A 13735-nucleotide genomic window follows, 5' to 3' on the forward strand; every position below is an offset into this window, starting at 1 on the left:
TCTATAAATACGAGATTATGAACGTGAGATTTCTAACGATGCTGGTGATAGTTACTTCTTTAAGCTTGATTGCTTTTAGAGGTAAAGTTGTTTCAACCATACAAACAGGAAACCTGCGGACTGAACTGTTGGTAAACCCTATTGGTATTGATGCATCGGCTCCAAGGTTTAGCTGGGAAGTAACAGGTGAGCAGAGAGGAATTGTACAACAAGCATATCAAATTCTTGTAGCTTCTTCTGCGGCTGATCTTGCAGCAGGCAAGGCTGATTTATGGAACTCTGGCAAGGTAAATTCTGATCGATCTATTCATGTGCCTTATGCTGGCAATCCATTACAAAGCAGGACCGAAGCTTACTGGAAGGTGAAAGTTTGGACCAACAAAGGTGAAGGTGCTTATAGCAGTCCTGCAAAGTTCACCGTTGGCCTGATGAATGAGAATGACTGGCAGGCAAAATGGACAGGGCTGGATAAGTACTTTCCCTGGGATACCATCACAAAAATGTCTCGTTTGTCAGCACGTTATTTCCGCAAAGAATTTGCAGCACCGAAAGAAGTAAAGAAAGCTACTGCTTATATCAGCGGTCTTGGTATATACGAGTTATACATCAATGGCAACAAGATAGGCGACCAGGTATTGGCGCCCGGACCTACTGATTATTCAAAGACGGTTAAGTACAACACTTTCGATGTTACCAATCATGTGAAGCAGGGAAAGAACGCCATTGCTACTACATTAGGAAATGGTCGTTTTTACACCATGCGCCAGCAATACAAGCCGCACAAGTGGCACAACTTCGGGTATCCTAAAATGTTGTTACAGTTGGAGGTTGAGTATAAAGATGGCAGCAAGCAAACAGTGGTAAGTGATGATACGTGGAAAGTAACTGCAGACGGACCCATCAGAACTAACAATGAGTATGACGGGGAAGAATATGATGCAACAAAAGAATTTCCTGGTTGGAATAAAGTAGGCTTTAATGACAGCAAGTGGTTGAAAGCAGAGTTGGTAGAGGCGCCGGGTGGAAATGTAGAAGCTCAAATGAATGAGAACATGAAGGTGATGCAAATACTAAAGCCGGTGTCGATCAAAGAACCTTCAAAAGGCGTTTACATATTGGACCTCGGCCAAAACATAGCAGGGTGGATAAAGATGAATGTAAAGGGCAAGCGTGGTCAAAAAGTAAAACTTCGTTTTGCTGAAAGTTTGAAACCTGACGGTCAATTGTACATGGACAACCTGCGCGATGCATTAGTAACAGATATCTATACTTTAAAAGGTGAAGGCGTTGAAACATGGGCACCACGATTTGTATATCATGGATTCAGGTATGTTGAAATAACTGGCTATCCTGGTAAGCCAAAGGCAGAAGATTTTGTAGGTGAAGTGGTGTATGACGATATGAAGACCATTGGCTCATTTGAGACATCTGACAGAACAATTAACCAGGTTTATAAAAATGCGTATTGGGGCATATTGGATAACTACAAAGGCATGCCTGTAGATTGTCCGCAGCGTGATGAACGTCAACCATGGTTAGGTGATCGTTTCATGGGAGCGTACGGCGAGAGCTTCATTTTTGATAACTCGAAAATGTATGCAAAATGGCTGGATGATATACAGGAATCGCAAACTCCGGAAGGAAGTATTCCTGATGTTGCTCCTAACTTTTGGTTCTATTACAAAGATGGTGTTACATGGCCCGGTACTTACCTGAAGGTTGCTGAAATGGTTTACAACCAGTTTGGCGATGTTGAGAGTGTAAGGAAGCATTACAGCCCGATGAAAAAGTGGCTGAACTATATGCAGGATAAGTACATGAAGAACTACATCGTCACCAAAGACAGTTATGGTGATTGGTGTGTTCCACCTGAAGCGCCACATTTAATCCATGCAAAAGATTCAAGTCGTATCACTGATCCTAAACTTCTATCAACAGCTACATATTACCACATGCTGCAGGTGATGAAGAAGTTTGCTAACCTGTTAGGTAAACAGGAAGATATCAAGGAATATGATGCATTGATGGCCAACATCAAGAGCACTTTCAACAAAACTTATTTTGATAGCGAGAAGAAGCAGTACGGCAACAACACGGTTACTGCTAACATACTACCCTTAGCTTTCAATATGATACCAGAAGGAGCAAGTGATGCAGTGTTTAAAAATATTGTTGACAAGATCATGGTTGATAACAACGGTCATATCAGCACCGGTGTTATAGGAACTCAGTGGCTGATGCGTTGGTTGACATACAATGGTCGTGGTGATATTGCTTACAAATTGGCTAGCAACCGCACCTATCCAAGCTGGGGTTATATGGCTGGAAATGGTGCTACTACTATCTGGGAATTATGGAATGGCAATACAGCTAATCCAAGGATGAATTCACAAAACCACGTGATGTTGCTGGGTGATTTAATCGTTTGGTACTATGAGAATTTAGGTGGAATCAAAGCGGCTGAACCTGCATTCAAAAAGGTAGAAATGAAGCCCGCAATGATCGATGGATTATCTTATGCTAAAGCTTCTTATCATTCATTGCATGGTATGGTGAAGAGTGATTGGAAGAAAAATGGTAAAACATTTACATGGAATATAACAGTGCCTGGCAATACAACTGCAGAAGTTTATATTCCTGCGGCATCTGCAGAACAGGTAACAGAAAATGGTAAAAAAGCAACTGCAGTGGAAGGAGTGAAGTTTTTAAGAATGGAAGGAGACAGGGCAGTTTTTGAAGTTGGAAGTGGTCAATATCAATTCGCTGGTAAACAATGAAAAACAAGTTTTCTATATGAAAAAGTTCATCGTTTCTTCAATGGTCCTTGCTGCAGTTGTCTTTGGCAATGCAGTATATAGTCAATCCACTACAGTTACTCCGGAAGCAAAAGCTGCGGAGGCAAAATTAAAATCTGATGAAGGTTTAGATAAGAAAGCTGATGAGTGGGTAAAGAGTCTTAGCCTGAATGATGCTGCTAAAGAAGCAAGGGTACAGGCTGTGATTGCAACTCATCTAAAAACTATTCGCGACTGGCATAATGAACATCCGCCTGCTACTGTTCCGGCAGGTATAAACCCTGTTACAGGCAATAAGCTAAGCGATCTTGACAGGCAAATCATTGCTAATTCAGCAATGCCTAAATCAGTTCATGAGAACCTGATGAATGGACTCCGTAAAGATCTTACAGAAGAGCAAGTAGAAGCGATTCTTGATAAATACACCATTGGTAAAGTAGCGTTTACCATGAAGGCTTATAAAGAGATCGTTCCTAACATGACAGAGAAAGAAGAAGCAACCATTCTTGGCTACCTGAAGCAGGCACGTGAGCAGGCTGTTGATTATAAGAACATGAACCAGATATCTGCCATCTTCGAGATCTATAAGACAAAGAGTGAGCAGTTCTTGAATAACAATGGCCGTAGCTGGAGACAGATGTACAAAGAATATACAGATGCATTGAAAGCTAAGAAAGCAGCAGATAAAGCAGCCGCTGAAAAGGCAAATCAATAAAATGTAAAATGTAAAATGAGAAAGCAAGAAATTTTAGTTTTCTCGCTTTTTCATTTTGCATTACTTCTTTCAGTACAAGTGTGCGACCCCGCAAGACTGACGGGGCAGGCTGCAACGGAAGCTTAATAGTGTTCCAAAGGCTAGGTTCATAAAAATGAATTTTAAAAAGATTGAATGATGCGGTTAATTGGTTTGGTGATTGGGTTGTTTTTGATGTTTGATGTACAAGCACAAACACCTGCGTGGAAGAAGGGAATTTTGATTGATGAATTTGTTTATGACACAGCTTCGTTTCCTCAATGTCACTCAGCTACTATAGCTGAAACACCTGCAGGTTTGATAACAGCATTTTTTGGAGGTACACGTGAGGCAAATCCTGATGTTGAGATCTATGTTAGCCGTATGGTTAACAACAAATGGACTGCGCCTGTCTCTGTGGCTGATGGTAAAATAGACGGAACCCGTAAAGCTTGTTATAACCCGGTTCTTTTCCAGGTGCCAAATGGTGAGCTGTTGTTGTTTTATAAGATTGGAAAGAACGTTGGTGACTGGAAGGCTTTTGTAAAAAGATCGAAAGACAACGGCATTACGTGGAGTGAGCGGGAGCCAATGAAAGATGGTTTTTTAGGACCAGTAAAAAACAAGCCGGTAATGCTCAGCAACGGGAAGATCATATCGCCGGCTAGCTTGGAAGGAAGCCCGGGATGGAGAGTGCACTTTGAAATTTCGGATGATACAGCTAAAACATGGAGAAAGGTTGGACCTATCAATACAGGTACTGATTATACCATCATTCAGCCAAGTATATTGGTACATAAAGATGGCAAGCTCCAGATGCTTGCTCGTAGCAAACAAAGAGCTTTGATAACATCGTGGTCGCATGATAATGGGGAGACATGGACGAAGGTTGAACCTTCGGGTTTGCCAAATAATAACTCAGGTACGGATGCGGTTACTCTAAAAAACGGAAGGCATTTACTTGTATATAATCATGTTCGCCCTCATGATAGTCTGAAGAACGGCAAAGGTGCTCGAACACCTTTAAATGTGGCAGTAAGTAAAGATGGAAAGAAGTGGTATGCATCGCTCATACTTGAAGATTCTCCAATCAGCCAATACTCGTATCCATCTGTTATCCAAAGTGCTGATGGGATGGTGCATGTTGTATATACCTGGCGGAGGGAGAAAATAAAATATGTAAAAATTGATCCTTCGCAACTAACTACTAAGAAGATAAAAGATGGCGCGTGGCCAAAGTTTAAAGGATACAAGGCACGTGTAGCAGGCGAGATAACAGCAGATCCAATTAACTAATTCCCTCTTTAGATGATCAGTAAGCTTTTGAACAAACCTGGTTTCATGAACGGCTCAAGGTATCTAGTGGTGTTGTATGTTCTTTTTGCAGGTGTGTCTTGCGTGCCAGGCAAAAAAGGTGGAAATGCAGTTACTACAGTTGCTATTCCATTTAAAGAACAAGTAGGTGCATTGAACCTTCCGGATGACATAGCACCGGTGACAGCTCCTTTCCCAATGCCTGAATTCAAGAAGCCGGTTTTCCCTTCTTTGTCTGTAAGCATAATAGAAAAAGGAGCGAAGCCAGGAGCAAAAGTTACTGCTGAAATTCAAGCTACAATTGATGAGGTGAATAGGCGCGGAGGCGGAACAGCAATCATTCCGAAAGGTAAATGGCATACGGGCCGCATCAGCCTCAAGAGCAATGTAAACCTGCGGATTGAGGAAGGTGCTGAACTATATTTCAGCGGTGAGGTGGAAGATTACAGGCCTGCAGTTTTTACGCGAAATGAAGGTGTGGAAGTGATGTCTTTAGGTGCTTGTATATATGCAAACGGGCAAGAGAATATAGCTATCACAGGTAAGGGTAAAATGATTGGGCCAGCAAAAGGAGGTTCAGTGAGAAAGCAGGTAATGGAGTCGGATGTTGTTGAGAATTTTATTCTTTATACAACGCCTGTTGCTGAAAGAGTGTACGAAGGCTACAACGGGAGCCCGATCTTCCTGCCAATGTTCATCTCACCCATCAACTGCAAGAACGTATACATAGAAGGTGTTTCTCTTGAGAACACAGCTTTTTGGAATATCGTACCTGTGTATTGTGATGGCGTGATCATACGAGGCGTAACAGTCAATTCAGTTGGTATACCAAGAGGTGATGGAATTGATATTGAATCATCAAGAAATGTGTTGATCGAATACTGCACGCTTAGTTGTGGTGATGATTGCTTCACTATCAAAGCAGGCAGGGGAGAAGATGGACTTCGGGTGAATAAGCCTACTGAGAACGTTGTTGTTCGACATTGTCTTGCACGTGAAGGTCATGGTGGTATCACATGTGGCAGTGAAACTGCTGGTATGATCCGCAACCTGTATGTACACGACTGTGTGTTTGATAATACCGGTGTTGGTATCCGCTTCAAAACCCGCCGTCCACGTGGTGGTGGTGGCGACAATCTTATTTATGAAAGAATAAGAATGAACCTTACCGGCACAGCATTCAACTGGGATATGCTGGGAAGTGCAACCTATGTAGGGGAATTGGCAAGGCGATTGCCGGCAAGACCAATCAACAGGTTGACGCCAAGCTATAAGAACATCATTGCGCGTGACATCATCGTGGAGAATGCCAGCCAGTTCATTAAGTTGAACGGCATTCCTGAAACACCGCTTACTAATCTGCTTATTGAAAATGCAGTCATCAGATCTAATAAACTCATCACAGTTGCTGATGCAAAAGATGTGACCTTACGTAATGTGAAAATTCATAGCAATGACTCACTTATCAGCTTGATCGACACCCGCAACCTCACATTCGAAAATGTTCATTTTACCGTTCCCGGCAAGGAGGTAGTGACACAGGTAACAGGAGAATTATCAGGTGATATCGAGTTTAAGAATACTGTTCCTCAAAAGCCTAAAGGATGGGTTAGTCCTACATGGAAAGCTAATCAATAGGACCTGCACTTTCGGCAACGACCTGTTCTTAAAGAGGAATTCGCTGGACATTGCTTTCTTATTAACCAATCTTCCTGGTTAGAAAATAGTCCATCATCTTAGTTTGATATTACATTCTTATACTATTGTGTTTCTTCTAGCTTTACTAGCCTAACGTATTGCCTTAATAAGTCCAAACTCTTGCTATATGATCTATCCTGCTTGTTTCCTTTGTGAAAATGTGACTGGTCATAAAGCTTCTTGTTGACACCGATAAACTGTATCAATGAGAAATCTGCCTGTCCTCGATCTTGCAATCATCTTTATATACCTGCTGGCCATGGTACTGGTTGGTTTTTATTTTTCGCGTAAGAACAAAAACTCAGACCAGTTCACCAAAGCATCTGGTACCATTCCCGGCTGGGCTATTGGTATTTCCATCTATGCCACTTTTGTAAGTAGCAATACCTTCCTGGGTGTTCCGGGTAAAGTGTTTGGTAGTAACTGGAATGCCTTTGTCTTTAGTCTTTCCATGCCATTTGCAGCATGGATCGCATCCAGGTTTTTTGTTCCTTTTTACCGCAAAACAGGTGAAATATCTGCATATACACATCTGGAAAACCGCTTTGGTCCGTGGGCACGTACCTATACTGTTATTTGCTTTTTGCTTACACAGCTTGCCCGCATGGGTTCTATCTTTTTTGGTATAGCATTAAGCCTGCAGGCGTTGATCGGTTACGATATGAGCACCATTATGATCGTAATGGGAATCTCCATTATCATCTACACCGTGCTTGGTGGAATGGAAGCGGTGATATGGACTGAGGTAGTCCAGGGTATCATCAAGACCATCGGCGCACTGCTTATCCTTTACTTCATTATTTCAGAAATGCCGGGTGGTGTTTCAAGCATCATTGATATTGGTACCAACCACCAAAAGTTCAGTCTTGGTAGTTTTTCACCGGACCTGACTGAGTCGACTTTTTGGGTTGTCTTGTTCTATGGCTTCTTTATCAACCTGAACAATTTTGGTATGGACCAGAATTACGTGCAGCGTTACCATACCGCCCAATCCAGTAAACAAGCTTCCCGCTCTATCTGGATGTGTGTGGCTTTATATGTTCCAGCTTCACTGTTGTTTTTCATTATTGGCTCTTGCCTGTTTGCGTACTACGATCAAAATCCAGACTTAATCGCGGTGGTTAAGCAACAGGTTGCAAGTGAGCGGTTAGGTGCAGGGGCAAGTTCTGCGCAGGTATCAGAATATGCTGCTGCAATGAAGCCGGCAGACTACGGAGACAAGGTATTGCCTCACTTCATGGTGACTAAGATACCAACAGGTCTTGTGGGTTTGATCGTATCGGCTATACTGTCGGCAGCCATGAGTACAATCAGCTCAGGTATGAATGCATCTGCCACCGTTTTTACCATGGATATTTATAAAAGATATTATAGACCTAACATGGGTGAAAAGAACAAAATGTTTGTTTTGCATACTTCAACCATCGTGTTTGGCTCGCTTGGATTGATAACTGGTATTGCTATGATCGGTGTAAAAAGTTTATTGGATATATGGTGGGAACTTTCAGGAATATTTGCAGGTGGCATGCTTGGCTTGTTCCTGCTGGGCATCATCAGCCGCCGTACAAAAAGCCACGAGGCGCTCACAGCCACCATCATTGGTATCATTGTCATCATCTGGATGACTTTCTCGAAAAATCTTACGGGTAAATACTTGTTCCTGAAAAACCCGCTGCATACAAACATGGTGATAGTAGTAGGTACACTCACTATATTCCTGGTTGGGCTGGTGATTACCCGTAACAAAAGGAAGGTGCAGCTATCGATGCCGGCTGAACACAAGCTGCCCAAACCAGAACCAATTAACGAATTATAAACTGATTGAAGACCATGAATAAAACAAAAGAAGTTGTACTTGTTGCCAGTGGCGATCTCAGGCTCTCTGCCAATCAAAATTGCTGGCCTGCCCAACAGGAAATGGAAGCATTGCTAGGCAAAGCACTGGAAAAGCAAGGCTGGAAGGTGAAACGTGCACATGCTTACGATCCTGTTAAGCAACATGGTCTTATCGATTCTCAGCGAATGGGGATAGATGTGTTTGCTACTATTGATCCAACTGCACCTCTGATTGTTGCTGAAAGTTTATGGCAATACAGCCACCATGTGCTTGCAGGGCTTACCACTCACCAGGGACCCATACTTACTGTTGCTAACTGGAGCGGTCAGTGGCCGGGTCTTGTAGGCTTACTAAATCTAAATGGTTCACTCACCAAAGCGGGTGTAAAGTATAGCTCCATCTGGAGCGAAAATTTTGATGATGCATTCTTCACCAATGGCTTGAAAGAGTGGTTGGAAACAGGCAGCATCACACATGATGAAAGTCACGTAAAGCCTTTTGACCAGGTTACAATTCCTGCAGAAGACGAAGCCATTGGTCGTGCTTTTGGTAAGCAGTTCAAGCACAGGAAAGCGATCATGGGTGTGTTTGATGAAGGATGCATGGGTATGTACAATGCCATTATTCCTGATGATACATTACATGCTACAGGTGTATTCAAAGAAAGACTGAGCCAGTCAGCATTGTACGCAGCCATGCTGGAGGTTACAGATGCTGAAGCAAGGGCTGTACTGGATTGGTTGCTGCAAAAAGGCATGACCTTCAACTGGGGAACAGATCTCGTTAATGAGCTTACAGAAGAGCAGACTTTAGAGCAATGCAAGATGTATATAGCTGCGCTACGAATGGCAGATGATTTCGGCTGCGATACCATCGGCATCCAATACCAGCAGGGCTTGAAAGATCTTACTGCCGCCAGCGATTTGGTAGAAGGTCTACTGAACAATACAGAACGACCACCAGCATTTTCAAAAGATGGACGTGAGTTGTTTGCAGGCCAGGCATTGCCACACTTCAATGAAGTAGATGAGTGTGCTGGTCTTGATTCATTACTTACGTATAAGCTTTGGAAAGAACTGGGAATGGAAGGCGATAACACCTTGCATGATCTTCGTTGGGGGCAACAATACAAGGGCGAAAATATTGATGATTTTGTCTGGGTGTTTTTGATCTCTGGTGCCGCACCTCCATCGCATTTTGTTGATGGATATAAGGGCGCCAGCAGCGACAGGCAGCCTGCGATGTTTTTCCCTAAAGGTGGAGGCACGCTCAAAGGTGTGAGCAGGCCAGGTGCCATTGTCTGGAGCAGGGTGTATGTTATGAACAACGAGTTGCATTGCGACCTTGGCGTAGGTGAAGTAGTTGAGCTGCCCGAGGAAGAAACGCAGAGAAGATGGAATGAGACAACGCCGCAGTGGCCTATCATGCATGGTGTGCTGAAAGGCATCAACCGCGACCAGATGATGGCGAAGCACAAGGCAAATCATATTCACGTGGTGTATGCAACAGATGAAACAATGGCCAATAAGGCTTGTCGCATCAAGGCTGCTGCTTTAGCTGAGTTGGGTATTCAGGTAAACTTCTGCGGTGATGTAGCGCTTGAAGGTGCATCTTTTCAAACGGAAGATTATTTGGAAACCAGCAGTGCCTCAGTGATGTAATATCGTTGCCACGCTCGGTTCAAAGGCAGTTTTTCATAGCAACAAAAACAAAGCAATAACGGCTACATAAATGATAAGGATCTATAAAACACAGGACCAGATTGTACTTGAACAGGAAGGGAAGTATTATGTAGCTAATGAAACTTCATGGGACAGGTACATCAATCGCGATGACCTTTACCAGCAGTTACAGGAAGAGATATCATCTCTGCAAGCTGTTGGCGGTGAAGAGTGGTTACAGTCTCAAAAGCTGCAGGCACCCATAGGTTCACAGGAAGTATGGGCAGCAGGTGTAACTTATCTAAGAAGCAAAGTAGCCAGGATGGAGGAGAGCGAGCAAAGTGGCGGAGCTACTTTTTACGACAAGGTGTACGATGCAGAACGTCCTGAAATATTCTTTAAGGCAACGCCACAGAGAGTAGCAGGAACCAATGAAACCGTACGCATCAGGAAAGACAGTCACTGGGATGTACCTGAACCTGAGCTGACACTTGTTATCAGTTCATCAGGAAAGATAGTAGGTTATACTATTGGAAATGATATGAGCAGCAGGAGCATTGAAGGAGAAAATCCTTTATACCTGCCGCAGGCTAAGATGTATGAGAAGTGTGCAGGCCTTGGTCCGTGTGTGCTGGTAACTGGTAATGGTATCCCGGCTACTACTTCCATCAGCATGACGATCGACAGGAATGGTGAAAGAATGTTTACCGGCAGTACCACCATCGACCAGATGAAGCGGTCACATGAGGAGTTAGTAGGCTACCTGTACCGCGAGATGGAGTTTAGAACAGGCAGCTACCTGATGACCGGAACATGTGTTGTTCCTCCCAATGATTTTACGCTTCAGTCAACAGATGTGATCACAATCTCTATTGAAGGTATTGGAACGTTGGTAAACACAGTTGCGTAACAGTAGAGAGCAGGAAGGTTACCAGTTCATTGAATGGTAACTTGAAGTTTGGATGATTGGTGCTATAGTTGTGGCTGGAAGCAAGTGCCACGTCAGCCGATGCAACTACTAATAGTACAAGAGTGCGACGCAACGGAAGATAAATTGAAAATATAAAGTTGGGTAACAAATAAAAATTACGTGTATGGTGTCTTACGAAAAGAAGTTCGTTCCGGTGATGATAACACCATTCAACCTGAAGGCTAAGGTTGATTTGGATGTAGTATCAACCTTGATTGATTTTTACCTTGCTGCAGGTGTGAAAGGATTTTTTGCGAATTGTTTGAGCAGCGAAATGTATAGCATCACAGAAGATGAGCGGCTGGAGTTGACAAAGCATATTGTTCAATACGTGGATGGTCGTGTGCCTGTAGTGGCTACAGGATCTTTTGGTTTAACCATTGAAGACAAAGCAGATTTTACCAGGAGGATATATGCTACCGGCATTGATGCAGTGATACTGATCACAGGTCATTTTGCCAACGTGGATGATAGCGATGAGGTGTTGCTTCGAAACTTCGAAAGGATGCTGAAGCTGACAGGAGACATCCCTTTGGGTATGTACGAATGTCCCGCTCCTTACAAGCGCATCTTGTCAACCGAGGTATTCAAAAAGTTGATAGATACAGGACGTTTTGTGTATCACAAAGACACCTCGATAACGCATGAAAATGTTGCAGCGAAACTGGCCATAGCCAAGGATAGCGACAGGTTAGAATTCTACGATGCTCATACACCTAATGCAATGTTTTCGCTACAGCAAGGTGCAAAGGGCATGTCATCAATTTCTGGAAACTTTTACCCCGAGATATTGGTGTGGATGTGCAACAATGCCAACGATCCATCAAAGCAGGAAGAGGTACAATGGCTGCAATCGGAACTGGCAAGGGTAGACCCGCAGATACATATAGCTTATCCAATGAGCGCGAAGTATTTCCTGCGCAAACGCGGTTTACCTGTACGCACCATCAGCCGTGCACACGCACTGGAACTAACACCCGAACAAAAGCAGGCGCTGGATGATATCCATAGCAGCTTCTTGCATTGGTGTGAGAAATTAGATATTACACCGGTAGATGTGGAAGAGCTGATGTTACCAAAGGTTCCATTAGATCCGCCGATTTAATCAAGTTGAATATTACAGAACGCAACATGTCGATACAAGGTTTGAATTATATAGGTTATAGCACAAGTGCAAAGGGAAGTGAAAGCTTCCAGGCTTTTTCAACGGTTTCGAATTCGTACTTGCCGGGTGATTTTACCTATGCAACTACGGATGAATTAGCAGCTGCAGTGTCTTTGGCGGCAACAGCTTTCCATGCTTACAAAGAAGTAAGTGCTGAAAGCAAAGCAGTTTTCCTGGAGGCGATTGCTGAAGAGATCATGGCTTTAGGTGATGCGTTGATAGGTAGATGTGTTGCTGAGTCTGCATTACCCGTTGGAAGGATAACAGGTGAACGCGGTCGTACGTGTAATCAACTTAAGTTGTTTGCACAGTTGTTACGCGATGGATGGTGGGTAGATGCACGTATCGATACTGCGCAGCCTGACAGGCAGCCGGTTCCAAAGCCGGACATACGGAGAATGTATATTCCAATTGGACCAATAGCTGTATTTGGTGCCAGTAATTTTCCACTGGCATTCTCAACTGCAGGTGGTGATACTGCATCGGCACTTGCTGCGGGTTGTCCGGTTATTGTGAAGGCGCATCCTTCTCACCCCGGAACAAATGAATTGATATCAAAAGCTATCATCAAGGCGGCGAAAGATACAGGTATGCCTGAAGGTGTTTTTTCCTCGGTATATCTTACCAATGAACAATCAATCGAACTGGTACAACATCCTGCAATCAAAGCGGTAGGTTTTACAGGCTCAAGACATGTAGGAATGTTGTTGCATAAGGCTGCTGCCGAGCGGCAAGAGCCTATTCCTGTGTATGCAGAAATGAGTTCTACAAACCCTTTCATCCTGATGGAAGGAGCACTGTCAACACAAGCATCTAAAATTGCAAAAGAGCTTACCGCTTCAGTAAACTTAGGTGCGGGGCAGTTCTGTACCAACCCGGGATTGGTGTTCGCCATTGACAGCGATGCTACACAATCATTCCTTAAAGAATTTGCAAGTCAATTCCAGGCTGCTACTCCGGCAACCATGCTCAATAAGAACATCTGTCAATCTTATACCAATGGTGTTTCTACTTTGCAGGCAGCAGATGGTGTCAGCCTTTTATCAAAAGCCATAACTGATGTGTCTGCTGATAAATATGAAGGACAGCCGGTTGCTTTTACAGTAAATGCACAAACCTTTTCTGTTAACACTGAGTTATCGCATGAAGTTTTTGGGCCTTCAACATTGGTGGTGGTTTGTAAGAACGAAGCAGAGCTGCACCAGGCACTAGAGTCGCTGGAAGGACAACTTACAGCAACGGTGCATGCCACCAGTGAAGATGCAGCTGCATTGCGCCCAATCATAAACATCATCACGCAAAAGGCAGGTCGTATCATCTATGGCGGTTATCCAACAGGTGTAGAGGTTTGTCATTCCATGCATCATGGAGGACCATTCCCTTCTACGTCTGATGCTCGATATACCTCTGTTGGTACCGCAGCTATCTATCGTTTTGTACGCCCGGTGGCACTGCAGGATTTTCCTGATCACTTGCTGCCTGAAGCTTTGCAAAATGCTAATCCTCTAAATATTCTTCGTTTGGTAAATGGTGAGTGGACCACTAAAGCCATTGCTTAAAAC

Annotated in this window: 9 protein-coding genes; all 9 read left to right on the plus strand. The window is 43.6% G+C overall.

The features are described 5' to 3' along the window. Nucleotides 1-17 precede the first annotated feature (17 nt). The gene (locus J4N22_RS03635) at nt 18-2777 is read left to right on the plus strand and encodes an alpha-L-rhamnosidase (RefSeq protein WP_242692046.1); all 2760 of its coding nucleotides are present in this window, start codon (nt 18-20) and stop codon (nt 2775-2777) included. A gap of 16 nt (nt 2778-2793) precedes the next feature. Next, nucleotides 2794-3510: a DUF3826 domain-containing protein gene (locus J4N22_RS03640; RefSeq protein ID WP_242692047.1), complete on the plus strand. Its 717-nt coding sequence runs from the start codon at nt 2794-2796 to the stop codon at nt 3508-3510. Between the two features lie 174 nt (nt 3511-3684). Beyond that, nucleotides 3685-4824 carry a sialidase family protein gene (locus tag J4N22_RS03645; RefSeq protein ID WP_207492342.1) on the plus strand — a complete coding sequence of 380 codons (1140 nt, stop codon included), beginning with the start codon at nt 3685-3687 and terminating at the stop codon, nt 4822-4824. Nucleotides 4825-4869: 45 nt separating this feature from the next. After that, entirely contained in the window at nt 4870-6480 is a 1611-nt protein-coding gene (locus J4N22_RS03650; RefSeq protein WP_242692048.1) for a glycoside hydrolase family 28 protein, read from the plus strand. A gap of 265 nt (nt 6481-6745) precedes the next feature. Next, nucleotides 6746-8356: a sodium:solute symporter family protein gene (locus J4N22_RS03655; RefSeq protein ID WP_207492344.1), complete on the plus strand. Its 1611-nt coding sequence runs from the start codon at nt 6746-6748 to the stop codon at nt 8354-8356. Nucleotides 8357-8370: 14 nt separating this feature from the next. Further along, nucleotides 8371-10038 carry a hypothetical protein gene (locus J4N22_RS03660; RefSeq protein ID WP_207492345.1) on the plus strand — a complete coding sequence of 556 codons (1668 nt, stop codon included), beginning with the start codon at nt 8371-8373 and terminating at the stop codon, nt 10036-10038. Between the two features lie 70 nt (nt 10039-10108). Continuing rightward, entirely contained in the window at nt 10109-10948 is an 840-nt protein-coding gene (locus J4N22_RS03665) for a fumarylacetoacetate hydrolase family protein (protein WP_242692049.1), read from the plus strand. A 184-nt stretch (nt 10949-11132) separates the two neighbouring features. After that, nucleotides 11133-12113, plus strand: coding sequence for a dihydrodipicolinate synthase family protein (locus J4N22_RS03670; protein WP_207492346.1), 981 nt, complete (start codon nt 11133-11135; stop codon nt 12111-12113). A gap of 26 nt (nt 12114-12139) precedes the next feature. Next, nucleotides 12140-13732, plus strand: a complete 1593-nt coding sequence (locus J4N22_RS03675; protein WP_207492347.1) for an aldehyde dehydrogenase (NADP(+)) — start codon at nt 12140-12142, stop codon at nt 13730-13732. Nucleotides 13733-13735 lie beyond the last annotated feature (3 nt).

This window comes from Aridibaculum aurantiacum (assembly GCF_017355875.1).
Taxonomy (GTDB): domain Bacteria; phylum Bacteroidota; class Bacteroidia; order Chitinophagales; family Chitinophagaceae; genus Segetibacter; species Segetibacter aurantiacus.